Annotated in this window: 23 protein-coding genes; 13 read left to right on the forward strand and 10 right to left on the reverse strand. The window is 60.1% G+C overall.

Going from position 1 to position 24,872, the window contains the following annotated elements; genetic code table 11:
* Positions 1 to 52: 52 nt before the first annotated feature.
* From BN1012_RS02000 to BN1012_RS02020, 5 genes are read left to right on the forward strand one after another with little or no spacing between them, the layout of a single operon-like run.
* Positions 53 to 970, forward strand: a complete 918-nt coding sequence (locus tag BN1012_RS02000; protein WP_043948305.1) for an alpha/beta fold hydrolase — start codon at positions 53 to 55, stop codon at positions 968 to 970.
* 2 nt (positions 971 to 972) lie between these two features.
* A complete protein-coding gene (locus BN1012_RS02005; protein WP_043948306.1) occupies positions 973 to 1,419 on the forward strand; it encodes a MaoC/PaaZ C-terminal domain-containing protein in 447 nt (148 codons plus the stop codon).
* 39 nt (positions 1,420 to 1,458) lie between these two features.
* Positions 1,459 to 1,821 carry a VOC family protein gene (locus BN1012_RS02010; protein WP_043948307.1) on the forward strand — a complete coding sequence of 121 codons (363 nt, stop codon included), beginning with the start codon at positions 1,459 to 1,461 and terminating at the stop codon, positions 1,819 to 1,821.
* A 40-nt stretch (positions 1,822 to 1,861) separates the two neighbouring features.
* A complete protein-coding gene (locus BN1012_RS02015) occupies positions 1,862 to 2,668 on the forward strand; it encodes an SDR family NAD(P)-dependent oxidoreductase (RefSeq protein WP_043948308.1) in 807 nt (268 codons plus the stop codon).
* On the forward strand, positions 2,669 to 2,977 hold the full coding sequence (locus tag BN1012_RS02020; RefSeq protein WP_043948310.1) for a DUF1475 domain-containing protein: 309 nt from the start codon (positions 2,669 to 2,671) through the stop codon (positions 2,975 to 2,977).
* Here BN1012_RS02020 and BN1012_RS02025 read toward each other — a convergent pair.
* Positions 2,974 to 4,176, reverse strand: a complete 1,203-nt coding sequence (locus BN1012_RS02025) for an acyl-CoA dehydrogenase family protein (protein ID WP_043950515.1) — start codon at positions 4,174 to 4,176, stop codon at positions 2,974 to 2,976. The genes BN1012_RS02020 and BN1012_RS02025 overlap by 4 nt on opposite strands.
* Before the next feature lie 121 nt (positions 4,177 to 4,297).
* Here BN1012_RS02025 and BN1012_RS02030 point away from each other — a divergent pair, with 121 nt between their 5' ends.
* Together BN1012_RS02030 and BN1012_RS02035 are read left to right on the forward strand one after the other, a co-directional pair.
* Entirely contained in the window at positions 4,298 to 5,071 is a 774-nt protein-coding gene (locus BN1012_RS02030) for an SDR family NAD(P)-dependent oxidoreductase (RefSeq protein WP_043948311.1), read from the forward strand.
* Between the two features lie 43 nt (positions 5,072 to 5,114).
* On the forward strand, positions 5,115 to 5,771 hold the full coding sequence (locus BN1012_RS02035; RefSeq protein WP_043948313.1) for a Fe2+-dependent dioxygenase: 657 nt from the start codon (positions 5,115 to 5,117) through the stop codon (positions 5,769 to 5,771).
* Here BN1012_RS02035 and BN1012_RS02040 read toward each other — a convergent pair.
* The 5 genes from BN1012_RS02040 to pip all read right to left on the reverse strand — a co-directional run bounded on the left by BN1012_RS02040 (position 5,768) and on the right by pip (position 12,003).
* Complete coding sequence (locus tag BN1012_RS02040; RefSeq protein ID WP_043948315.1) at positions 5,768 to 6,949, reverse strand: DUF2336 domain-containing protein; 1,182 nt, start codon at positions 6,947 to 6,949, stop codon at positions 5,768 to 5,770. The two genes, BN1012_RS02035 and BN1012_RS02040, sit on opposite strands and share 4 nt — an antisense overlap.
* Positions 6,950 to 7,073: 124 nt before the next feature.
* A complete protein-coding gene (locus BN1012_RS02045; protein WP_043948316.1) occupies positions 7,074 to 8,099 on the reverse strand; it encodes an NADP-dependent oxidoreductase in 1,026 nt (341 codons plus the stop codon).
* Positions 8,100 to 8,778: 679 nt separating this feature from the next.
* Positions 8,779 to 9,102, reverse strand: a complete 324-nt coding sequence (locus BN1012_RS02055; RefSeq protein WP_043948319.1) for a hypothetical protein — start codon at positions 9,100 to 9,102, stop codon at positions 8,779 to 8,781.
* A gap of 84 nt (positions 9,103 to 9,186) precedes the next feature.
* On the reverse strand, positions 9,187 to 10,956 hold the full coding sequence (sppA, locus tag BN1012_RS02060; RefSeq protein WP_043948320.1) for a signal peptide peptidase SppA: 1,770 nt from the start codon (positions 10,954 to 10,956) through the stop codon (positions 9,187 to 9,189).
* A gap of 63 nt (positions 10,957 to 11,019) precedes the next feature.
* Positions 11,020 to 12,003 (reverse strand): prolyl aminopeptidase, encoded by a 984-nt coding sequence (pip, locus tag BN1012_RS02065; protein WP_420887294.1) that lies wholly within the window; start codon positions 12,001 to 12,003, stop codon positions 11,020 to 11,022.
* Positions 12,004 to 12,755: 752 nt separating this feature from the next.
* Between pip and BN1012_RS02070 the strand changes: the two genes are divergently transcribed.
* The 3 genes from BN1012_RS02070 to BN1012_RS02080 all read left to right on the forward strand — a co-directional run bounded on the left by BN1012_RS02070 (position 12,756) and on the right by BN1012_RS02080 (position 16,538).
* Positions 12,756 to 14,651: a ribonucleoside-diphosphate reductase subunit alpha gene (locus BN1012_RS02070; RefSeq protein WP_043948321.1), complete on the forward strand. Its 1,896-nt coding sequence runs from the start codon at positions 12,756 to 12,758 to the stop codon at positions 14,649 to 14,651.
* A gap of 534 nt (positions 14,652 to 15,185) precedes the next feature.
* Positions 15,186 to 16,148: a ribonucleotide-diphosphate reductase subunit beta gene (locus BN1012_RS02075; protein WP_043948323.1), complete on the forward strand. Its 963-nt coding sequence runs from the start codon at positions 15,186 to 15,188 to the stop codon at positions 16,146 to 16,148.
* Between the two features lie 102 nt (positions 16,149 to 16,250).
* Entirely contained in the window at positions 16,251 to 16,538 is a 288-nt protein-coding gene (locus tag BN1012_RS02080; protein ID WP_122381330.1) for a GIY-YIG nuclease family protein, read from the forward strand.
* Between the two features lie 246 nt (positions 16,539 to 16,784).
* Here BN1012_RS02080 and BN1012_RS02085 read toward each other — a convergent pair whose 3' ends face one another.
* Complete coding sequence (locus BN1012_RS02085; RefSeq protein ID WP_043948326.1) at positions 16,785 to 17,411, reverse strand: NAD(P)H-dependent oxidoreductase; 627 nt, start codon at positions 17,409 to 17,411, stop codon at positions 16,785 to 16,787.
* A 77-nt stretch (positions 17,412 to 17,488) separates the two neighbouring features.
* Here BN1012_RS02085 and BN1012_RS02090 point away from each other — a divergent pair, with 77 nt between their 5' ends.
* Positions 17,489 to 18,076, forward strand: coding sequence for a TetR/AcrR family transcriptional regulator (locus tag BN1012_RS02090; protein ID WP_043948327.1), 588 nt, complete (start codon positions 17,489 to 17,491; stop codon positions 18,074 to 18,076).
* 4 nt (positions 18,077 to 18,080) lie between these two features.
* On the opposite strand, the gene BN1012_RS02095 is transcribed toward BN1012_RS02090, so the two are convergent.
* Complete coding sequence (locus BN1012_RS02095) at positions 18,081 to 18,980, reverse strand: hydrogen peroxide-inducible genes activator (protein ID WP_043948328.1); 900 nt, start codon at positions 18,978 to 18,980, stop codon at positions 18,081 to 18,083.
* Between the two features lie 121 nt (positions 18,981 to 19,101).
* Here BN1012_RS02095 and katG point away from each other — a divergent pair, with 121 nt between their 5' ends.
* The gene (katG, locus tag BN1012_RS02100) at positions 19,102 to 21,357 is read left to right on the forward strand and encodes a catalase/peroxidase HPI (protein ID WP_043948330.1); all 2,256 of its coding nucleotides are present in this window, start codon (positions 19,102 to 19,104) and stop codon (positions 21,355 to 21,357) included.
* 280 nt (positions 21,358 to 21,637) lie between these two features.
* Here the strand turns inward: katG and BN1012_RS02105 are convergent, their stop codons facing one another.
* Positions 21,638 to 22,609 (reverse strand): NADPH:quinone oxidoreductase family protein, encoded by a 972-nt coding sequence (locus BN1012_RS02105; RefSeq protein WP_043948331.1) that lies wholly within the window; start codon positions 22,607 to 22,609, stop codon positions 21,638 to 21,640.
* 79 nt (positions 22,610 to 22,688) lie between these two features.
* On the opposite strand from BN1012_RS02105, the gene BN1012_RS02110 reads away from it, so the two are divergent.
* The gene (locus BN1012_RS02110; protein WP_052534353.1) at positions 22,689 to 23,321 is read left to right on the forward strand and encodes a hypothetical protein; all 633 of its coding nucleotides are present in this window, start codon (positions 22,689 to 22,691) and stop codon (positions 23,319 to 23,321) included.
* Between the two features lie 10 nt (positions 23,322 to 23,331).
* Here the strand turns inward: BN1012_RS02110 and BN1012_RS02115 are convergent, their stop codons facing one another.
* Positions 23,332 to 24,813 carry a hypothetical protein gene (locus BN1012_RS02115; RefSeq protein ID WP_043948333.1) on the reverse strand — a complete coding sequence of 494 codons (1,482 nt, stop codon included), beginning with the start codon at positions 24,811 to 24,813 and terminating at the stop codon, positions 23,332 to 23,334.
* Between the last annotated feature and the right edge of the window lie 59 nt (positions 24,814 to 24,872).

A 24,872-nucleotide genomic window follows, 5' to 3' on the forward strand; every position in this document is an offset into this window, starting at 1 on the left:
AGCAGACCTTGCTACAGTTGAAAGGCCCGGCAGCAATGCCGGGCCTTTTTTCATGGGACCAGACACAATCATGCGCATTTTCTGGATTGCTTTGATCTGTCTCACGGTCGCCCTGATTGCCGCTTTTGTCAGTGGGCGCTTCATGATGGCGGCGCGTGAAACTGTTGAACGGGCAGAGGCCCCGCTTGGTCCGGACGCTCGCTTTGTCGAAACCCGGTCCGGCCGCATTCATATGCTCGACCGAGGTAGCGGGCCGGTGGTTCTGCTGATCCACGGGACAGGCCGGTCGATTGCCGACTGGCAAGAAGGTTTGGTGGATCTTCTTGCCGAGACCCACCGGGTCATCGCCATGGATTACTACGGCCACGGTTTGTCGGACCGGAACCATGGATTGAGCTATGGTCATGTCCTGTGGACGCGCCAGGTTGTCGACCTGCTGGATGCACTTGAGATTGATCGGGTCATCATCGTCGGCCATTCCGTGGGCGGTGTCATTGTCTCGCGGGTGGCTGCTGATTATCCCGAGCGAGTATCCCACGTGGTAACCATTGGTACCGGCATGGCCATGGACCCTGTGCAGATCGTACCGATGATTCCAGGAGCCGGTGAAATCGTCTTGGGCCGTACAGAGATTTTTGGAGACACATTCTCCGATGCGCACCGTCAGCGCCTCGCGGCTGCCTATGCCATCAAGGGCACGCGCGCCGCGTTGCTGACCTATATTCGCCGCCAATACACCATCGATGGAGTACGCCTGCTCTATGGCGTCTATGAAGAGATACAAGCGCCGGTCCTGCATGTCAGCGGGTCTGAGGACGCATCGATCCCGAACGAAGCTGCACGCCGACTTTCGGAGCGAACCGGAGGGAAGTTTGTGACTGTTGAGGGCATCGGCCACGATGTTCATATCGAAGCACCGGAAAAACTGGCTGGAGAAATTAGACAGTTTGTGCAGGAGAACCCGTCGTGACCATGCAAACCCGATACTTCGATGACTTTGAACTGGGCGAACAGTGGCCCATTGCAGAAACCTATGAGATGACCCGCGACGAAATTGTGTCGTTCGCGCAAAAGTGGGACCCGCAGCCCTTTCATGTCGATGAGGAAGCAGGCAAAAAGTCTGTCTACGGAACATTGACGGCCTGCGGCACGCATATCCAAGCTGTGGTGCTCAAGCTTGCCCAGGCGCTGCCCCATGAAACCGCCGTGATCGGGGCGCTTGGGTATGACGAGATCCGTTTCCACAAACCCGCCTGCCTTGATGATGTGCTGTCGCTGACCATCGAGTGCATTGAAAAGCGCCCCTCGTCGTCCAAGCCGGATCGCGGCGTCATCAAGAACCGTCATACGCTTGTCAACCAAACCGGCGACACCGTGTTCTCCCAGACAACAACTCTGCTCATCGCGCGTAAGGCCTGAGTCAGAACAAGCGCCGACACAGGCGCCCGGAGACATTTCATGAGTGACCTCAAGATCAGCGCCTATCGAGTTTTCGTGCCTGACGTGACGGCGTCCCTGCCGTTCTACCGTGACCTGCTGGGTCTCCCCGTGCGCGCTGCCGCTGATGATGGCGGATTTGCCGTGCTCGATGCCGGCATCATGCTGGTGTTGGAGCCTGTCGGGGACGAGCCGGACCTCACACAGAGATTCACCGGTGTATCCTTTGAGGTGGCTGACATGGATGCCGCCTACCAGGAACTGCGTGGCAAAGGCGTCGAGTTTACCGATGCGCCTCACACTGCCGAGTGGGGCGGCACGCTGGCCCATTTCAAGGATCCCGGTGGCAATACGCTGACGATTGTGGAATATCCAAAGCATTAGAAATTCACCGACACTCGATCAAAAAAAAGGAACAAGAAACATGGGACGCCTCACAGGAAAACGCGCCATCGTCACCGGAGCAGGGTCAGGCATTGGCCGCGCCGCCTCCCGCCGCTTTGCCGAAGAAGGAGCTACCGTTCTCGCCGTTGATCTCAACGCGGATGCCGTCGCTGAGACCGTCAAAGGCCAGGACCGCATGACAGCGGAAGTCGGCGATGTCTCCAGCGAAGACTATGTGTCCCAGTCCGTGCGCGGCTTTGTGGATGCCAATGGCGGCATCGACATCGTGTTCGCCAATGCCGGCATCTCCGGCGGCTATGTGCCCCTGCACGAACAGACCCCCGACTATTGGGAAGACATTCTGCGGATCAATCTCATCGGCCCGTTCCTTTATGTGAAACACGCCAGCCCCTACATGATCGACCAGCACGCTGGCTCCATTATATGTACCGCATCAGTAGCGGGGATACGCGCCAACGCCGGCGGCAATCCGTATTCAGCGTCCAAGGCGGGCGTCATCTCGCTGGTGCAGACCGTGGCCTATGATCTGGCGGGCACGGGCGTGCGTATCAATGCCATCTGCCCCGGCCTCATTGAGACCGGCATGACCAAACCAATTTTTGATATGGCGCGCGGCAAAGGCTCTGAAGACCGTATCGGTCAGATCAACCCGCTCAAACGCGCCGGCCGCCCCGAAGAGATTTCAAACATGGCCCTGTTCCTTGCCAGTGATGAAGCGTCCTACGTCAACGGCCAGGCATTTCCGGTGGATGGCGGCTTGTCCGGCTCTCATCCCTATGCCATGGGCGGTGGTCAGCAGCGCGCCTACAAGAAAGCACAGGACTAGATGACAGGGTTCCGCATCCTTTCAGCCATTCTCGGCCTCGCCTTCGCAGGCTCCATCATTTGGGGCTTTGCGGACGGCAGGTCGGTAGTTCCCTTGCTGGAGATCATGCTCGCCGAACCCTGGGGCGTCGTGACCCTTGCGGATCTCTATCTCGGCTTTGTCCTCGCAGCAGGATTGATCATCGTTCTGGAACCCAGCAGGACAACCGGTGTCCTGTGGGGTCTCAGCGTCGTCATCCTCGGGAATGTCGTCACTGCCGCGTGGATCGTTTTCCGGTTGCCCGGCGTGCTGGCGCGGCTGCGGCCTTAAAGCCCCAGAACCATCTTCGCCACGATGCCGCGCTGAACTTCGCTCGACCCGCCATAGATCGTGCCGGCGCGATTGTTGAGCATGGCCGGGATCTTGGTCATCACATCCGCACTGCCCACCGGTTCGACATTTGATCCCGGCTGACGCGCCTGCATCTGGTCCGGCAGGGCGAGATTGCCAATCGCCTCAACCGCCAGCAGATCAAGCTCCTGACGCAGCTCAGTGCCCGACACCTTGAGCATGGAGGAGGCCGGTCCCGGGTTCTGGCCATTCGACATCGCCGCCATGATGCGGTTCTCGGTCATTTCCTGTGCGTCCAGGGCCACCTCAAAGGCGGTCAGCTTGCCCACAAAGGCATCATCCTCGGCAACACTGCCGCCATTGCCATTGGACTGATTGGCCGCAAGCGACTTGAGCCGCTCCACGCCCACCCGCAGGCGCGGCGCATAAGAGCCGCCGCGCTCGAACTCCAGAAGATACTTGGCAACCGTCCAGCCATCATTTTCAGCGCCAACGCGATTGGCCTTGGGCACGCGCACATTGTCGAAGAACACCTGGTTGAACTCGTGGTCGCCCGCCAGCGTGATGATGGGTTCAACCGAGATACCCGGCGTATCCATATCAATCAGCAAAAAGGTAATGCCCGTCTGTGGCTTGCCCGAGCTGTCGGTCCGTACAAGGCAGAACATCCGGTTGGCCTCATGGGCATGGGTCGTCCAGATTTTCGTGCCGTTGATCACATAATCGTCGCCGTCGCTCTCAGCCTTGCATTTGAGCGACGCGAGATCGGAGCCTGATCCGGGTTCGGAATATCCCTGACACCAGTAATCTTCGCCGGACAGCATGCGCGGCAGGTAAAAATCCTTTTGCTCCTGTGTGCCATGGCCGATCAGCATCGGCCCGCACATCTGCAGGCCCAGTGGCGACAGGGTGGGGGCTCCGGCGCGCGCGCATTCAGACGAAAAGATATGCCGCTGCGTCACGGTCCAGCCTGTGCCGCCATATTCCTTGGGCCAGCTCGGGGCCACCCAGCCTTTGGCATAGAGCTTCTTGTGCCACAGCATGTTCCATTTCTTGTCGGTGAAGATGCCACTGGTCAGACGGCCCGCCTCCCGCAGCTCGTCGCTGAGTTCCGCATCCAGAAAGGCACGCACCTCCTGGCGAAAGGTTTCGTCGGCCGGGCTAAGGGAAATGTCCATGGGAGTGTCTCCGCCGTGTATCAGGGCTTGTGTGTTTCTGCGCTTGTTGTTTTCACTGGCCATTCTAGGATGCTTACCGAACAGAAACCAACTCATCAAAAGAACAGCAGGGAGCTTCACCATGGATCTGGGTCTCAAAGGCAAGAAGGCCATCGTCACCGGCGGCACACGCGGTATTGGACGGGCCATCGCCGAAACCCTGGCCGCAGAAGGCTGCGACGTGGCCATCTGCGCCCGCAACGCAGACCAGATCGCGGACGCTGTAAAAGAGATGGCAGCCGCCCATGGCACCAAGGTCTGGGGTGCCGCCGCAGACATCTCCGACGCCGACAGCCTCAAGGGCTTCATCGGCGACGCCGCCAAAGAGCTCGGCGGCATTGATGTGCTGGTTTCCAATGCCTCCGCCCTGGCGATCGGCAATACCGAAGCGGCGTGGAAGAGCGGTTTTGACATCGACATCATGGGCGCCGTGCGCTCCGTCGAGGCAGCGCTGCCCGAGTTGAAAAAGTCCGCTGCTGCAAATGGCGACGCCGCCATCATCGCCATTGGGTCTGTCTCGTCTGTGTCAGCCACCGACGCCTCCGCCTATGGTGCCGTGAAGGGAGCCATGGTCCACCTTGTCAAAGGTCTGGCCAAGGAACTGGCCGGCGAACACGTGCGCGCCAACGTCGTGTCGCCAGGCACCGTGTATTTCGAAGGCGGTGTCTGGCACATGGTCGAGGAAAACATGCCCGACATGTTCAAAGCCACCATGGCCCGCAATCCCATGGGCCGGATGGCAACGCCGCAGGACATTGCAAATGCAACAGCGTTCCTCGCCAGTCCCAAATCCTCTTTCACCACCGGCATCAACATGATCGTGGACGGTGCCATCACCGACCGCGTCAACTACTAACGGCAGAGTCTAACGGCGCGGAAGAGTGCGGGGATAACTTTCGATGATCTATGAATTCGACGACATTCTGACGCGCGAAGAGCTCGCCAAGGTCATAACCACGGTCAAGCATGGCGGCTTCCACGAGGGAGCCGCCGGCGCTGGCTGGCAGGCTGAATCCGTCAAACACAACGAGGAGTCCGACGGGCCGGTCGTTCAGGAGGTCGCCAAGATTGTCGGACAGGCGCTTGCCCGGTCCGACAAGTTCAAGGCCCTGGCATGGCCCAAGCGTCTCGCCGGTTTTCTGGTCAGCCGCTACAAGCCCGGCATGACCTACGGTACCCATGTGGACAATGCGCTCCTCAACAATGCCCGGTCCGACATGTCCTTCACATTGTTCCTGGCTGAGCCGGACACCTATGAAGGCGGTGAGCTGGTGATTGAGCAGGGCGATGGTGAGCGCATCATCAAACCGCCAAAGGGCCATATGGTTCTGTATTCAACGGGCGCGCTGCATCATGTAGCGGAGGTCACCAAGGGGGAGCGGCTGGCGGTGGTCGGCTGGGTACGCTCCTATGTGCGTGATCCCGGTGCCCGCGAGATGCTCTATGACCTTGATTGCGTGATGCAGGATTTAAGGGATCGCCCGGACGATCGTCCGATCCTCGACCGGGTGGCCAAGGTCCGCACAAACCTGTTGCGCCTGTGGGTGGATGACTAGACGCGCATCTTAGCGCGTGAATCCAGCGCTTCTTCTTTTTCGCGTTTGAGCTCGCGGGAGAGTTCCGCCATCACATGCTCCAGCTCCGCCGGCGCCACCGTGCCATAGGCCCCGACAATGCTGGAGATGACCGTCGGCACATAGCGCTGCGGTTCCATCTGTCCGTCACCGGCCCGCATGCGTTCCTGGGCCGCCGCCGCCAAGGCAGCACCGAAGGCAGGCCGCAGGCTCTTGGGCAGGCGCGTGCTGTCATAAATGGATTTGAAAACTTCGCCACTGCCCGGCTCCATGGCCGCGCGGACATGATCCTGCGTCGTCTTCGCCAGTCGGGCAAAGGCCATTTCCACAAACCGAAGATCGCCAGAGCACAAGGAGCGCAGAAGCATGGTCGGCGTCAGCCGCCCGCTACGGTGCAGCACGCCCACAAATTCTTCGACCTTCTCATCGTCGATTTCACCGGCGGTCATTTCAGCAACCGCCTGCTCACGCGCATGGGCCACAAGCTCAGACGCCATTTCCGCGGGCAGCTCTTCCTGCTGCACCAGGAAACGCCGCATCTCGTTGGCCACATCTGATTCAAGCTGATCGGCAACCACAAGCGACACGCAGTGCAGGCAGGTTTCAGCTGTCAGGTCCGGGCGTTTGGCAACAAGCACCGGAATATGGTCATGGTCCTGATGGTCCGTCAGCGCCCGCTGCAGGGCGTCAGCGGTGATGCGCGCGCCTTCATTTTCAAGCAGCACGCTCACAACATTCGAGTTGCCCGTATCAATCAACGCGCCGGACACCTGCTCGGACACGGTCGGACGTTGGGCAATCGCCACCTGTTTGGCTTCCACTTCTTCCGAGATCACGGAAATCAGAAGCTCGTCGGAGAGATCCGGCCAGTGCTGGAGAACCGGCACGCTGACGTCTGCGACGTCGCGCGCCATCTGCTCGGCCATGCCCGTGGGCAACAGCGGATAGAGCGCAATCTGGCGGGCCAGGGCAGAGCGCACCAGCATGTCCGCGTCTTCCGCCATGCGAACCACTACGTCTTCGGCAATGGTGGCTTCAACGCCTTGCAGTTTTCCCTCTGCCATGAGCTGGCCGATCTTGGTAACCGCGGATTCGCGATTGAGCGGCGAGTTATCGCGCTCAAGCTTCACAACGTCTTCGAAACCAAGTGGAGTGGTCATGGGAGGGGCGCCCGCCGCAATGGAGTTGCAATTGTTCAACTGCAGCGTGCATCCCTCCCAGTAAAAACCACGTTAACCGGGCAAAGTCGGAGCATGGACCGGGGTGTGAGCCGGGGCCGGCTGATCAGGCGGCCGGTTCGTCCGACACCCGCACCAGCAATTTGCCGATATTTTCCCCGGTAAACAGCCGATCAAGCGCCTTGGGCGCAGTCTCCAGCCCGTCCACGATGTCCGTGCGGTATTTGAGTTTGCCCTCCGCCAGCCACTGGCCCATTTCAGCCTGGCCTTCAGCAAAGCGCTCGAGAAAATCAATGATGATGAACCCTTCCACCCGGGCCCGCTTCATCAGGATGTTGCGGAACATGTAAGGCCCCGGCACATCTCCTTCTGCGTTGTAGGTAGAGATGAGACCACACAGCGGAATGCGTGCATTGTCATTGATCAGGGTAAGGACGGCATCGAGGATTTCGCCCCCGACATTTTCAAAGTTGACGTCAATGCCGTTGGGGCACTCGCGCCTGAGAGCCTCGAGCACGTTTTCCTTTTTGTAGTTGATGCAGGCATCAAACCCCAGATCATCCACAACCCACTTGCATTTTTCATCCGACCCGGCGATGCCCACAACACGGCAGCCCTTGATCTTGGCAATCTGCCCCACCGTCGAGCCAACAGCGCCCGCCGCCGCAGACACCACGACCGTTTCACCCGCCTTGGGCTGGCCGATTTCCAGCAGCCCGAAATAGGCCGTCATCCCCGTCGCGCCGAGCACACTCATGAACGCGTCCAGCGGAATGCCAAGCCCGGCCGGTATCTTGGACACGCCCGTGCCGTCCGACACCGTGTAGTCCTGCCAGCCGCCAAGGCCCGGCACCACGATGTCGCCCACGTCAAACCCATCCAGGTTGGACTGCTCCACGACGCCCAGGGTGCCACCGCGCATCACATCGCCGATCTCCACCGGCGGCATGTACTGGTCCATGTCGCTCATCCAGATGCGGTTGGTGGGATCCAGCGACAGATAAATCGTACGGATCAGAATTTCGCCGTCACCCGCTTCGGGCTTTGGCGCATCCACCAGTTCCAGATCGCCATCCGAAATGTCGCCTTCAGGCCGCTGCCGCAACACCCACTGCCGATTTGAATTACGCATCGTTGTTCCTCCGATTGGATTTGGTTTGTTCATTTTTCAGAACCGATGGTGACTCGCACTCCTGCCTTTGGCCAGCACCAAAAGCTCCGCCGGACACAAATCCGCGAAAGCATGAGGGAGAACGGGAGCGCTGCCGTGGCAGCCCGGCCGTTGTGATCAAGAACTGTATCGAGTGCCGCTCGTAAGCAGCGCTCCCGTTACGGATGGTCTTCGGCTGGGGCACAAGCAATGGCGCGAGGCGTTACCTCGCAGTGTTCCACCGCAGCCCTGCTACCGGTCACACATGCATTCCGACACCGGTCTGGCCATGTGTCGCGTCCGCATGCACGTCCACCGGGGCGATCTTACTTTACGCGCCGGGCCGAGCCTTTGCCGCCTCATGGTCACCTGCGTTCGTTACCCGCAAGCAGCCCACAAGGCCATCCGCCCCCATGCCCAAGCCCGGACGGTCCGGGATGCCCTCAAGCACGAGGCGCACCCAGTATGAGGCCGCCAAGAAGACCGGGGATAGATTCCTGAAAAAACTTTCCGTAGCCCCGGACGTGATCCGGGGCCTACTCGCAAACAATCAACTGCACAGCGACCGCGAGTGGACCCCGGATCAAGTCCGGGGATGCGGGTATTTAAGGGAGGCGCTGGCCTGAATTGGCTTGCTGGGGCCAATCCCAAGCAGAGTTTTCTAGGTTCTGTTTTGGGTCATTTGCATTATGAAGCGACCCATCACCGTGAGGCGCTGGCTGTTCAAGTGCTTTTCTGCAGATGTCGGCAACAGAACACCGCCTCTGTTGTCAATGAAGATGCTGCGCCCGTCGGGGAACTCAAACTTTGCCCTGACAGCCATCCCATCGAAACTTCCAGCCCCAGAAGCATCAATCATATTTAAGGCTCTTGTGAGCCTCCAATCATCCTTATGCACCAAACCAATGCGCATTGGATCGGAAATGGAGTCCACGGTCACCGGAAACATGGTCGCCAGCCCAAAGGGTATGTAGTAGATCTTCACTAGCCTCTCACTCCGATTTCCATCGGAGCAAGAGCTGAAGAGTATGATCGCGAGAGCCGCTAGCAGATATCTGAAGGTCAATGTCTACCGCATCTCCGGCACACGGGCCCGGGCCTCCAGACCACGACCGTCTGCGGCGAGTTCCTTCACCAGCGCGCTGACTTCGGGATGGTCTGCAATCGTTGACATGGTCACCAGCGTTCTGGCCACGGCTTCTGCGTTGAGCGCAAAGCCGAACAGTTCTTCCTGGAAGGTGCGCGGTTTAGGGAAGGTGCGCAGCTGAACCGGTGCGCCTTCCTCAAGACCCACCACTTCGCGGGCCGCTTCAATCGTCGTGCTGAACCCGCCCAGCTTGTCCACCAGGCCCTTGTCCATGGCGTCCACGCCGGCCCAGACACGGCCACGGGCAATCTCTTCGGTTTCAGCAGCAGACAGATTGCGTCCGCCAGCCACACGGTCCTTGAAGTCTTCATACGCCGTTGAAAGCCATGCGGTAAATCGCGCCCGCTGGGGATCGCTGAAGCGCGTATCCATGGCCCAGATGTCCGCATTGTCGTTTGTCGAGACCGCATCCACATTGACGCCGATCTTCTCAAACAATCCGCCTACGGAGAATTTCGCACCGATCACGCCGATGGACCCTGTCACTGTTGTCGGGTGCGCCACGATGACGTCTGCCCCGGCGGGAATGTAGTAGCCGCCGGATGCTGCCACCGATCCCATGGAGGCGATGACGGGAATGTCGCGGGCCTGCACGGCGCGGATCGCGTCCCACACCTGGTCGGAGGCTGAGGCTGATCCACCCGGTGAATCAATGCGCACCACAATGGCTTTCACCTCTTCGTCGTCCGCAGCATCCAGAATGGCGTTGGCCATGGTGTCCGAGCCGATCATCGGTTCGCCACCAAAGGGACCCATGGGCGGAGATTCACCGGACACGATGGCGCCCTCGCCATACACAACCGCAATCACGTCGCCTTCACGGGAAGTAGCCTCTGCAGCCGCATAGCTTGCCAGCGACACAAAGTCGGCGTCATCGCCAGCTGCAGCCAGCACCAGGTCAGCCACTTCGCGTTCATAGGCCAGCTTGTCGATGAGCTTTGCTTCAACCGCTGCCACCGCCCCAAAGGGCGCAACAGCGAGTGCTGCATCAAGGTCAGCGGCGCTCATGTCGCGGCCCGCCGTAATGCTGTCAGCGATGCTGGCATAGATCACATCCACCAGCCGCTGGTTGGCTTCGCGCTGGGGCGCGCTCATCTGCGTATCCGTAAAGGTGTCCATTGCACCCTTGTATTCGCTGAACGCCACTTTCTCGGCGGTGACGCCAATCTGGTCCAGCGCGTCGCGGGCATAGGTCAGCCGCGCACTCAGGCCTGCAGGCATGAAGCTGCCGGTCGGCTGCATCCAGATCGTGTCCGCCTGCGCCAGCACCTGATAGTCGCCCAGCGCTTCAGGAGCGATGTCCTGGGTGTAGCCATAAACCGGTTTGCCTGACGCCTTGAACGGCGCCATCGCTTCCAGAATTTCATTGGCGGTGGTCGAGCCCACAAACCCCATGCCGCCGCGAATGTAGAGCGCTTCCACGGTGTCGTCCTCAGCCGCCTGCCTCAGCCCGTCATGCAGGCTGGCCAGCGTCAGGACGTCATATCCGTCAGCGAAGGCAAAGAAGTTCTGCACCGGCTGCTGATAGACCGGGTCCGCCAGATCAATCAGCACCACCTTGCGCTCGGGCAAGGGTTCCTGCTCCGGCGTCACCGATGACGCCACCATGGCCACCAGAACGACGGGGATAATGAACACCGCAATCAACAAGGCGGTCAAAACACCGGCGATGGTTATGAAGAACTGACGCATGATACTGCTCTCGCTTGGTCAAAGGTGCCGCGCAAAGGGCGGGCAAACTTCTAGATATGTGGGCTACCTGAACTTGTCTGTGGCCGTGATGAACTCGTGAATGATGCCCGGCTCTGTTGCTGTGTGGCCGGCGTCGGGCACGATCTTCAATTCTGCCTCCGGCCGTGCCTGTTTCAGTGCCCATGCTGTCATGACCGGGGTTACCACGTCGTAACGACCCTGAACCATGACGCAGGGAATGCCCCTGAGCTTGTGCGCATTGGCAATGAGCTGGCCGTCCGCTTCAAAAAAGCCGTCATTGATAAAGTAATGACATTCGATGCGGGCAAAGGCCTCGGCAAAATCATCTGCGCCAAAGCGCGCTTCGCGGTCCGGGTCAGGCAGCAGGGAGAGGGTTGAGCCTTCCCATGTGCTCCAGGCGCGCGCCGCCTCAAGACGAACCTCAGCGTCATCGCTGGTCAGCCGTTTGTAGTAGGCGGCAATCATGTCGCCGCGCTCGGCGTCGGGAATCGGCGCCACATATTTTTCAAACGCTTCTGGATAAAGCGCCGCCGTGCCGTTTTCGCCGAGGCGGCCCGCATAAAACCAGTCCAGTTCCACCTTGCGCAGGGTGAAGATGCCGCGCAGCACCATTTCGGTCACCCGCTCCGGGTGGGTTTCCGCGTAGGCCAGCGCCAGGGCAGAGCCCCATGAGCCACCCGTGACCTGCCATTTATCAATGCCCAGTTCCTCGCGCAGCTTTTCAATGTCCGCCACCAGGTCCCAGGTCGTGTTCTCGCGCAGATCCGCATAGGGCGTCGATTTCCCACAGCCGCGCTGGTCAAACAGGATGATGCGGTAGGTATCGGGATCATGGCTGCGGCGCATGGTCGGGTTGGAGCCTCCCCCCGGGCCGCCATGCAGCACCAGCGCCGGCTTGCCGTCCGGATTGCCGGATTCCTCATAATAGATCTCGTGGATGTCCGAGACCTTGAGGCGACCGGTGCGGTAGGGCGCAATCTCTGGATAATTATCCCGGCGTGGGGTTGTGGAAGACATATCAGGCATCGGCTGCGGCAGGCTCCCCAGAAGGCTTAAGGCTGGATGATCAAGCGCCAGTTTGGCACGGAAATGCGCCGCTTCCACGGCATAGTGCGCACACCCCCCATATAGGGGCACCCAGCGCACCAACCCACCCCTCTTAACGGGGATAGACTTGTGGATAAGTCGGGCGTGACAGGTGATTTGCTCTTGCCGATGTTAACGTATTGCACCCATAGGTGGAGGGATTTGCCGGTCCCGAGCCACTATATGTTGTGTTTGGCGCCCTAAATATGGTGGTCTGACCGGCCAGCGTTAACCAATTCGATTTGCAGTGGAAAAAAGTTTTTGCGCCCAATCCCATTAACCAAGCGGCGGAGCGCTGATTTGCAAACCTGTCAATGGGGTTTGTTCGCCCTTTTTTCGTTAACAGACTGACACAATCACTTGACGGTAAAACACCTGCAGATACTATATCTCGTGTTGGCAGCCGGTTCGGCGGACTTCAAGAGGGGAGTCCAAAGCACCACGGGGGAGTGAAATTCTCTTCCGGGCCTGCCAGTCCGGCCAGAACGGTCGTTTCATAGACGTTTAGGCGTGTTTTCCGAGGTGTATTTCTCGGTGCGGGAGAGGTGTGCGCGGTGTCCAGCCGATGTGAGAAGCCCCAGGGGGCTCCGGCTGGATCAGGTGCACGGGATAGTTTGCCAATTTAGGCACACGGTTTTTTACAAGGCATGCGGGCCTTGACCGGGTACCATCGAGGGGGAGCAGAAGAAGTCATGTTTCAGACGCAGGCAGTTCAGTTTGAGAAGCGCGGCCGGGTAGAGGTAGATCGCACCCGCGACGCCCTGCTGACCGATTTTGGCCGTGAAACCCTCGTGGACCGGTACTTGATGCCGGGCGAGAGCTTCCAGGACCTGTTCGCGCGCGTCGCGTCTTATTACGGCGACGACGATGCCCACGCCCAGCGCATCTATGACTACATCTCCAAATTATGGTTCATGCCGTCCACGCCCGTGCTCTCCAATGGTGGCACCGAGCGCGGCCTACCCATTTCCTGCTTCCTGAACGAAGCAAATGACAGCCTCGACGGCATTGTCGGTCTGTGGAACGAGAATGTGTGGCTCGCCTCCAAGGGCGGCGGCATCGGCTCCTACTGGGGCAATTTGCGCTCCATCGGTGAGACGGTCGGCGGCGTTGGCAAGACATCGGGCATCATTCCCTTCATCCGCGTGATGGATTCGCTGACACTCGCGATCTCTCAGGGCTCGCTGCGTCGTGGCTCGGCTGCTGTCTATCTCGACATCAACCACCCGGAAATCGAAGAGTTCATCGAGCTGCGCCGCCCCACCGGTGGTGACCCCAACCGCAAGGCACCCAACCTGCACCACGGCGTTGTGATCTCAGACGCGTTCATGCGCGCTGTAGAGAACGACGAAGAGTGGGCGCTCGTGAGCCCGAAAGACGGCGCCGTCATGCGCTCCGTCGGTGCCCGCGATCTGTGGATCCGCCTGCTCATGGCCCGCATCGAAACGGGCGAGCCCTACATGCTGTTCGGCGACCACGTGAACAAGGCCGTGCCCGAGCACCACAAGCTCGCCGGCCTCAACGTGAAGATGTCCAACCTGTGCTCCGAGATCACACTCCCCACGGGCATGGACCATCTGGGTGAAGAGCGCACCGCTGTGTGCTGCCTCTCCTCCGTCAACGCGGAACTCTATGACGAATGGTCCGGCGAAGAGCTCTTCATCGAAGACATCATGCGCTTCCTCGATAACGTCCTGCAGGACTTCATCGACCGCGCACCGGACGCCATGTCCCGCGCCCGCTATGCCGCAGAGCGTGAACGCTCCGTTGGTCTGGGCGTCATGGGTCTGCACTCCTACTTCCAGTCCAAGATGATCCCGTTTGAAAGCGTGATGGCGAAGGTCTGGAACAAGCGGATTTTCCAGCACATTGACGAGCACGCAACAGCCGCCTCGCAGAAGCTGGCCAAAGAGCGCGGGCCGTGCCCGGATGCTGCTGATTACGGCATCATGGAGCGCTTCTCCAACAAGACAGCCGTCGCACCAACCGCGTCCATCTCCATCATCTGCGGGGGTACGTCCGCCGGCATCGAGCCCTTTGCGGCCAACGCCTACACCCACAAGACCCTGTCAGGCTCCTTCAGTGTACGGAACAAGTACCTGAAAATGCTGCTCGCAGAAAAAGGCATGGACGACGCAGACACCTGGTCCTCCATCACCATCAATGGCGGCTCTGTCCAGCACCTCACCTTCCTGAGCCAGGACGAGAAGGACGTGTTCAAGACCGCCTTCGAACTGGATCAGCGCTGGGTCGTGGAACATGCCGGGGACCGGTCAGAGCACATCGACCAGTCCCAGTCCGTCAACGTGTTCCTGCCCGCAGACGTGCACAAGCGCGACCTGCACCAGATTCACATGCTGGCCTGGAAGCGCGGCGTGAAGTCGCTCTACTACTGCCGGTCCCTGTCGATCCAGCGGGCTGAAAAGAAAGAAGAAGCACCGCTCGTCGCAGCCAATGTCGAAGTCGCCCAGCTGCCGCTTCGCCAGCTCGACGATCTACCGCTGGCCGCTGCCGCCGCCGATGGCCAGGCAGTTGCCATCAACCCGGCAGAAACCAACGACTACGACGAGTGCATCGCCTGCCAGTAAGGCTGTCGGCCGAGGCCGGGCGTCAGGTCCGGGCGTCAGGTCCCAAACATTCGAAAAGCCTCCCCACACCGGGGAGGCTTTTTGCGTTGGAGGCATGCCGCTCAGGTTTTCGCTCGAGACAATCTCTCCGTGTCCCCGGACTTGATCCGGGGCCTACTCTCGGACCCGTCACACCGCAGCAACCGCGAGTGGACCCCGGATCAGGTCCGGGGATACGGCAAAGAGAACTGGTCGGGCCCCGCGCTTACAATATGTTGTCAGCCGCCATCCTCCGGCTTGGTGACCCTTTAGCCTTCCGGCTCGACCGGAGGGGTGGGATTCAGGCAGCACCCGCCATCTGGATTGTCCGGTTAAACCGGACAATGGCGCTGTTTGGGTGTGTGTGCCCGTGTGCCCACTATCGGTAGTGACAAACTGCGTCCAAAACACACAATATGGTGGGCGTGCGCCCCGGTTCGCGCTATGTAAATGTTAACAACATTTCGCCCGTGACTCGCACGCCCATCTCGCACGCACTTATCGGAACGCAAGCCCATGACCCTTCTTGATGAACGCCTCACCTACAAGCCCTTCCGGTATCCCTGGGCCTATGAAGCTTGGCTCACCCAGCAGCGCATTCACTGGCTGCCGGAAGAAGTGCCCATGGCGGAGGACGTCAAGGACTGGCATCACAAGCTCGACGACAAGGAGCGCAATCTCCTCACGCAGATTTTCCGCTTCTTCGTGCAGGCCGATGTGGAAGTGAACAACTGCTACATGAAGAACTACATGGGTGTGTTCAAACCCACCGAAGTTCTGATGATGCTCTCGGCATTCTCGAACATGGAAACGATCCATGTGGCCGCCTACTCGCATCTGCTTGATACGCTGGGCATGCCGGAAGTCGAATACGAAGCCTTCCTCAAATATGCCGAGATGAAGGACAAATACGACTTCATGCAGGAGTGGGGCACGGAGACAAAGTCAGACGTCGCCAAGACCCTGGCCGTGTTCGGCGGCTTCACCGAAGGCGTGCAGCTGTTTGCATCCTTTGCCGTGCTGATGAACTTCCCGCGCTTCAACAAGATGAAGGGCATGGGCCAGATCGTCACCTGGTCCGCCCGCGATGAGAGCCTGCACTGCAACTCCATCCTGCGCTTGTTCCGCACCTGGGTGGATGAGTTCCCGGACTGCTGGGATGAGCAGACACAGCGCGACGTCTACAAGGCCTGCGAAACCATCATCCACCACGAAGATGCCTTCATCGACCTGGCGTTTGAAATGGGTGGCGTCGAAGGCCTCGATGCCCAGGGCGTCAAGGACTACATCCGCTACATCGCCGACCGCCGCCTGAGCCAGATCCGCCTGCAGCCCATCTACGGCATCGAGAAGAACCCACTGCCCTGGATGGACGAAATGCTCAACGGCATCGAGCACACCAACTTCTTCGAAAACCGCGCCACGGAATATTCCAAGGCATCGACGCGCGGCTCATGGGAAGATGCGTTCGCGGACTAAGGCAAGCTAGAGTTGGGAAAACGCGGATCATAATTCCGTATCCCTCCTCCTCCGACTTGATCGGGGGATTGACCGGAGGGCCCACTCACGGTGCCATTGGGCATGGCTTTCTATGTGTACATCATGTCCAACCGCATGCACGGCACGCTTTATGTCGGCCACACGGATGACCTTGTGCATCGCGTGGAAACCCACAAGACCGGCACTGTTCCCGGCTTCTCGCAACAGCATGACCTGAAACTGCTCGTTTACTACGAGCTTCATGACAGTCGGGAAGCCGCCCGTCGCCGGGAACGTCGTCTGAAACACTGGCTCCGCGCCTGGAAAATAAAGCTGATAAATGAAGCCAATCCTGAGTGGCGCGACCTGGCAGAAGACCTCAACCAGTGATCGCGTAACGACGGCGAGTAGACCCTCCGGTCAAGCCGGAGGGACACGGGTTTGGTGTCGATTCTGGTGAAGATCACAGAAACCCTGAAGGCTGAAGCGGCAGGCGGCAATGTAATGTCGCGAACCACCTATTCGCCCACCACCGTATCCCTCCGGCTTGACCGGAGGGCCCACTCGCGGCGCCACGTGGCAAGGTGTTGGACGTTCACAGCATGACATCCAGCATTCATGGCACCGCCTAGGCCTTTACGCCGCCAACGCCCCCAGCTTCTCAGCCTTGCCGATCCAGCGACCAATCTTTTTGTCGCTGGCAAGCTTCACGGAGCCCCACTGCAGGATGTTCTTGGACTTGATGCCGCAGAAATCCAGCACCTGGTTCTTGATCACGCGACGACCGGGGCTGCGATAGAGCAGGGTGTCGAGCAGGGGCGGGGTGTCGGAGGTGATGATTGCGTCGGCCGTCTTGCCTTCCAGCAGCTTGTCCCATTTGACGCCGCGCTGGTGATATTTGAACGCAAAGCCCGGCGTCAGCGCACGATCCAGCACCGCCTTGGCCTTGGTCGGCATCGCGCCCCACCAATAGGGGTGGACGATCATCACGTGATCCGCCCAGCGCATATTGGCCTGCCACTGCAGCAGATCGGGCTCCAGCGCCTTCCCCCCTGATCCAACGGCGGCCTTGGTATTGTCCGCATAGGGATCATCATAGCCCTCAAAATTGAGATCAAACGCCATGTCGCTCAAATCCATGCGGCGAATCTCCGCGCCCTGGCGCGCGGCGCCGGCGGCATAGGCATCGGCAATACCGCTGTTCAGGGTGTTGGCTTTGGGGTGCGCCACCCAGATGAATATTTTCTTCGCTGAATTGCTCATGTGACCGGCTCCTGCTGCGGCTTTCACTTGACACCATGTCAAGTTGACGTGGTGACAAGTAGGCGGTACTTTACATCATGTCAAGTGAGCAATCAGATACCCGCAGCAAAATTCTTCAATCCGCCAGCGATCTACTCGAGAACGGCACGCCAGGAGACGTCCGCATGTCGGATGTCGCCAAGGCTGCCGGTATCAGCCGGCAGGCGCTGTACCTGCATTTTCCCAACCGCGCTGATCTCCTGATCGCCACCGTGCGCTATCTCGATCAGCTCAATAATGTAGATAAGGGCCTGGCCCCCAGCCGGGCCGCCGGGTCAGGCATTGAGCGCCTGGAGCTCTACATTGCCGCCTGGGGCAACTACGTCCCCAAGATTTACGGCAATGCCCGCGCCCTCATGGCCATGAAGGATACGGACGACGCCGTCGCCGCCACGTGGGAAGACCGCCAGCAGGCCATCCGCCATGGCTGCGAAGCGGCCATCAAGGCCTTGAAAAAGGACGGAACCCTGTCACCGGACCACACGGTCAAACAGGCGACCGACATCCTGTGGATGCTCGTCTCCATCCAGAACTGGGAACACCTGACCAAAACCTGTGGCTGGTCCCAGAAGCGCTACGTGGAGACAACCACCCGGATGGCCAAAACCCTTTTGGTGGTCGAGTAGTGGTCTAGATTTTCGCTGGTGCGGGCTGCGTGTCGGCAATCACCGTCCCCAGTGCCTCAAAATCAGCCTTTAGCGGGGACGTCTTGCGAAAGGCAAGGCCAACGGTGCGCGAGGGTTCAGGGGTTTCAAACCGCATGACGCGCAGGTCGTTGCGTGCCGCTTCAAGCCCAACGCTCATTTCCGGTAGCAGCGTTTGCCCCATGCCGCTTGCCACCATCTGCACAAGGGTGGAGAGGCTGGAGGCGCCGAAGGAATCCGCGTTGTCCGTGCTGCGCAGGGAACAAAAGCTCAAGGCCTGCTCTCGCAGACAATGCCCTTCTTCCAGCAAGAGCAGCGGCGCATCATCAAGCGCGTCGGTGCGGGCCCACTTGCGCTTGGGGGCGGGGGCATCCGCTGCCGTCGCCAGCAGGAACCGGTCTTCAAACAGCGCGATCGTTTCCAGCCCCGCCGCGTCCACCGGCAGGGCGAGCAGCGCCACGTCCAGCGTGCCGTCTTCCAGCTGTCCCAGCAGATACTCGGTCAGGGTTTCACGAATGCGCAGTTCCAGATGCGGGTAGCGCGCCTGCAATTCCGGCAGGACGGACGGCAGCAGATAGGGCGCAATGGATGGAATGACCCCCAGCCGCAGCCGCCCGGTCAAAACCCCTTGCCGCTGGGACGCAAAGTCAGACAACCCGTCAATCTGCTGCAGAATGGCAGCGGCCCGCGCGGCAATCTCCGCACCCGCATCCGTCAGCCGGATGGTCCGGCCACGCTCCACAAGCGCCACCCCCAGCTCGCGTTCCATTTCCTGTATCTGCATTGACAGGGCAGGCTGGGTCACGGCCCGCTCCTCTGCTGCCCGGCCGAAATGTTTCAGGCGCGCCACCGCATCGAAATACAAAAGCTGTTTGGTTGAGATCATTCCCATAAGATATTCTGATCGAATAGTTCAGTAAATACGATTGGAGCTTATTTTTGTGTGCCGATACATTTGTGTCATCGGCCCACGCAAGGATGGGCCACCCTGTTTGGAGGAACGACCCATGAGTGACGCACAAGCATCCGGCTGCCCCTTCCATGGCGGCGCCAGCGGCGCGGCGGCCAGCACCCGGTCCAACCGGGACTGGTGGCCAAACCAGCTCAACCTCAGAATCCTGCATCAGAATTCTGCCAAGTCCGATCCCATGGATCCGGACTTCAATTACGCAGAAGCCTTCAAGTCGCTGGATTATGCCGCGCTGAAAAAAGACCTGACCGCATTGATGACCGACAGCCAGGACTGGTGGCCGGCTGACTACGGCAATTACGGCGGGCTGTTCATCCGCATGACCTGGCACGCCGCCGGCACCTACCGCACCGGCGATGGCCGTGGCGGTGCGGGCACCGGCATGCAGCGCTTTGCCCCCCTCAACTCCTGGCCCGACAACGGCAACCTCGACAAGGCCCGCCGCCTGTTGTGGCCGATCAAGCAGAAATACGGCAACAAGATTTCCTGGGCGGACCTGCTGGTGCTCGCGGGCAATGTCGCAATCGAAACCATGGGCGGCAAGACCTTCGGCTTCGGCGGGGGACGTGCGGACGTGTACGAGCCGGAAGAAGACACCTATTGGGGCCGCGAAACCGAGTGGCTGGCGATCAGTGAAAACCCTGAAAGCCGCTATGGCGGCCGCCGCGACCTGGACAGCGGCGACAGCGCCGCCGGTGAGCTGGAAAACCCGCTTGCCGCCGTTCAGATGGGCCTCATCTACGTGAACCCGGAAGGCCCCGACGGTAATCCCGATCCGCTGGCCTCTGCCCGCGACATCCGCGAAACCTTCGCCCGCATGGCCATGAACGATTACGAAACCGTGGCTCTGACGGCTGGCGGTCATACCTTCGGCAAGATGCATGGTGCCGGCGACGCGGCCAATGTGGGCGTCGAGCCAGAAGGTGGCGCACTCGAGGCCCAGGGCTTCGGCTGGCTGTCTACCCATGCCAGCGGCAAGGGCGGAGACACCATCACGTCTGGTCTTGAAGGCGCATGGACGCCAAACCCCACCCAGTGGGACAACGGCTATTTCGATGTGCTGTTCAAATATGACTGGGAGCTGACCAAAAGCCCGGCCGGGGCCCATGTCTGGACGCCAAAGAACCTCCAGGAAGAGGACATGGCACCGGACGCCGCCGATGGGTCGAAGAAGGTGCCCATCTTCATGTCCACCGCCGACATGGCCATGCGCATGGACCCGGACTACGAGAAAATCTCGCGGCACTTCCACGAGAACCCGGCCGAGTTCCAGGATGCGTTTGCCCGCGCCTGGTACAAGCTCCTGCACCGCGACATGGGTCCCAAGTCCCGTTATCTGGGTCCGGAAGTGCCTGAAGAAGAACTGCTCTGGCAGGACCCGATTCCCGACGCCACCCATCCGGTCATCACCGTGGCGGATGCGGACCACCTGAAGAACCAGATTGCCGCCACCGGCCTCACGGTCTCCCAGCTGGTATCGACCGCCTGGGCGTCCGCCTCAACCTTCCGCGGATCAGACATGCGCGGTGGGGCCAATGGTGCCCGCCTTCGCCTGGCCCCGCAAAAGGACTGGGCTGTCAACAAACCCGCTGAACTGGCGACAGTGCTGGCAAAGCTGGAAGCTGTGCAGACAGCGTTCAACGACGCCCAAAGCACGAAGGAGAGTGATGGCAAGCAGGTATCCCTTGCGGATGTGATCGTGCTCGCCGGCAATGTCGGCATCGAGCAGGCTGCGAAAGCCGCCGGTCACGAAGTCAACGTCCCGTTCAATCCCGGCCGCACCGATGCGAGCCAGGAGCAGACAGACGTGGACTCTTTCGATGTGCTTGAGCCTGCGGCAGACGGCTTCCGCAACTATGCCCGGGCCAAGTTCTCCGTGTCTGCGGAAGAGCTACTGGTGGACAAGGCGCAGTTGCTGACATTGAGCGCCCCGGAAATGACGGTGCTGATCGGCGGCATGCGTGTGCTCGAAACCAATGCAGATGGCTCGAAGCATGGCGTGTTCACCGAGACGCCCGGCGCCCTGACGAACGACTTCTTCGTCAACCTGCTCGACATGGCAACCGCGTGGAAGCCAGTGGATGCGGATGAGGAGGTCTTCGAAGGCCGCGACCGCGCCACCGACGCCGTCAAGTGGACCGGCACCCGCGTGGACCTGGTCTTCGGCTCCAACTCGCAGCTGCGGGCCCTCGCCGAGGTCTATGCCCAGGACGACGCGACGGAGAAGTTCATCGTCGACTTCGTGTGCGCCTGGACCAAGGTCATGGAAGCAGATCGCTTCGATATGAAGTAAGCCACCCCCATCGCACCTAGGAAAAGGGCCGGATACTCAGTATCCGGCCCTTTATTGTATCCGCACCCCGGACTCCGTTCGCCACAAAACCGCCATCCCCCGGCTTGGTGACCCTTTAGCCCTCCGGCTCGACCGGAGGGGTGGGATCCATTGTGAGCCCGTGGGTGTGCCCCGTATTTCTGGATTGTCCGGTCAAGCCGGACAATAGCGAGGCGGATGTGTTGTGAAGAATTTGGTATGGCCATTAAGCCGGCGATCACCTAGCGCAACCACGATGTGGCTAATTCACCATCACCAGCTTGCCTACAAGCTTGCGGTCCAGCTGGTCCCGCAGGGCCTGTGGCAGCTCGGCCATGGCCCGTGTTGTCACCGGCGCGGGCGTCATCTTGCGCTGGGCGAACCATTCAAGAAGGGTGGCAAACTGTTCCGCCGCCAGCACCGGGTTGGCGCGGATCTCGCCACCCCAGTCCGCCCCCACGATGGAGCAGCGCTTGAGCAGGGGAATGTTGAGACCCACCTTGGGAATGTCGCCGGCTGCAAACCCGACCACCAGATGCCGCCCACCGGGTGACAGGGAGCGCATGGCCGCTTCCGCCGCGTCGCCGCCGACCGGGTCATAGACAAGATCAAGCCCGCTTTTTGCTGTCAGCTGCTTGAGCTCATCCCGCCAGTTGGGCTGTGTGTAGTCCACCGTTTCATCTGCGCCCGCGGCCTTTGCCGCCGCGCGTTTGTCTTCTGTCGCCGCCGCGCCGATGATCCGCAGCCCCATGGCCTTGCCCACAGCGATCGCCGCCTGTCCCACACCGCCGGACGCGCCCAGCACAAGGGCCGTTTCTCCGGTCAGGGCCTTGCCGCAGTCGCGCCATGCATACAGGGCTGTGGCGTAGGAGATGGCAAAGCCCGCTGCAATTTCGTCAGTCATGTCGGCGGAGGTGGGGATGCACAAAAGGGCTGGTGCCTTGAGCTTGTCCGCATAGGACCCTGCCGCCGTGCCCATGACCCGCTGGCCCACTGAGAGGTTTTTGACATCGCCGCCGACGGCTGAGATCACGCCGGCAAACTCATTGCCGGGCACGAAGGGCAGCGGCGGCTTGACCTGATACAGCCCCTGCACCAGCAGTCCGTCGACAAACCCCACACCGGCAGCGTTGATGTCCACCACCACGTCCTGCGGCCCGGCAACAGGGTCGGGCACGTCTGTCCGCGTCAGGTCTTCGGGCGGGCCAAACTTATCGACAACAAACGCTTTCACGGCTCAAACTCCCTTGGTCACTATGTTTCCAAAGTCATGCGGGGTAACGTGCAACTTGTCTAGCCAGAGGGACCATTCAATGTATCGAGCGTTTTCAGGGATTGTCGTCGCCGCATCCGCGCTGCTGCTCGCTGGCTGCGTCTCATGGGACTGGTCCGAGCCGGACGACTTTTTCGCGTTTTACGAGCTGCCCGAACAACCGCAGATGGCAGACGCCACCTTCTGCCATGCCTATGGCTGTCAGGTGCGGTCTCAGGTTGACCTGCGCCCGTACTGGCAGGCCGTGCGTGCTGAATTTGCCAATGTAAAAACTGCCTCTGAAGAACGCTACGCCATGGCGCAGGCCGTGGGCGTCATTGAAACCGCCGTCGGCCCCATCCTTGGGACGGCGGATGATCCCGGCGGCGTGCTCAACGCCTCATGGTCCGGCAACCCGGCCTATCAGGACTGCATCGACGAAGCAGCCAATACCACAATGATCCTTGTGCTGATGGAACGCGACGGCCTGATCCGCCATCACAATCTGCATTCCCCGTCGATCCGCGGGGCCTTCATCGATGGCCGCTGGCAGCACTACACGGCAGTGATTGAAGAAACGGCCACAGAAGAACGCTACGTCGTCGACAGCTGGTTCCGCACCAATGGCGAGCCGGCTTACGTGATGCCGTTTCAGGAGTGGTATACCGGCTACGGCATTCCGGCTGACGCGTAAGCGATATCTGCTACTTCTTGGTTGCTTTCCAAACGCCGTTTGCAGGTACCTGAGCACAGGCAACATGCTTGGATTTGTCATCCTCGAACAGATTGCCGAAGAAGCACGCCATATCCATATTGGTGCCACCGAGCTTGCCCGACATCGTATCGCCCTGAACATCTCCCAGAAGGTCCACGTTCAGAAGTGTTGCTAGTTGCCCTGTATCTTCATCGCGCCCCTGAAGCAGCATGTCCATGTCTGCCTTGCCGTCTTCAACGGTGCCCTCAACCGTCACGAAGGACCCGCCCTCTTCCAGCTTGGAGAGGATCAGTCCGTTCTCCGGCACTGAAATCTCAAAGGCATCCAACGGCAATAGTTCATCGCCTGCATCATCCAGCAGCGTGACCTTCAAAAGCCAGCCACCAGCCAGATCGGCAGCGTCCTTATTGGCGAAGCGCTCGCACAGCCACGCCGCCGCCTTGGAGCTGACTTCCATGGCTGCAATGGTGTTTTCAAACTCGGCGAACTCGGGGCTTTGCCGCAGTCGCACAAATTTCCGGGCTTCAAGCTCAATGTCATAGCGATTGTTGAAATCCCGCAGCATCACCGCAATCGGTGTGCGAAGCCGTTTGGACTGCGGGGCAACGTCAGCGGCGCTGCCCGCCACGTCGGCAACAGTCCCCATGACCCGATTGAACCAGCTCACTGGATTGGTTGGCGCTTCAGCGGAATCCGCGCCAAGCGTGGACACCTCAATCTGCTCCGCCTCCGGCAATGTGTTGTTCACATAGCACTGGAGGTTGCGGCGGTTCTGCGCCTTGGTGGTGCCGCCGGGGGCTTCACCGCCCCCAAACAGATAATCCTTGATATAGGCGTCTACGGCACCCGCCTTGATCTTTCCGTCTTCATCCGTACGCAGACGGTCATCTTCAAGAAAATTGTAGTAGGCGTTGTCGATGTTCAGGAGGCAGTCCTGAACCTCAAGCCCCTCATAGCTTTCCTTCACGATCTTGAGGCCTGTCACAACAATGCCCGCCACCGGCACACTTGAGGTGGCGCCCACATGTTTCAAAAAGCCATCTAGTGACCGCTCGACAACTTCGTCTTGTGCCCAGTTGGCAACTTCCTGATACTCACCGGCGACGACGGCCTTTGAAAGGTTGGCCGCCTTCAGAACATGGACCCAGTTATTGGCAAACTTGACCTTGTTGCCTTCAATGCGAAATTTCAGCCAGTCGCTCGTGGTCGCCGCTTCAGCCGAGCGGGTCATGTAACTGTCGATCAGTTTTTGCGCATAGTGGTCCTGCACTGCCCCTGTCGTGTTTTCCATGATGAACCCGGTGAACGCATTACTCGTCTCGGTGGCGTACTCACCACCAAGAGATATCTCGGGAATGTCACACTGTGCCGCCGCGCGCGCTGGTTGGACCCAGGTCGCTGCCAACATGGTAATGGAAAAAGACAGGGATAGGGCAAGTGCGCGTGCGCGGGTCATCATGGGTCCCTTCATCGGGGGCCGCTGCCGTGAGCAACAGTCACGACCCGGCATATTGCGCCAGGGCATGCGGC

The sequence above is a fragment of the Candidatus Phaeomarinobacter ectocarpi genome (assembly GCF_000689395.1).
Classification (GTDB): Bacteria; Pseudomonadota; Alphaproteobacteria; order CGMCC-115125; family CGMCC-115125; genus Pyruvatibacter; species Pyruvatibacter ectocarpi.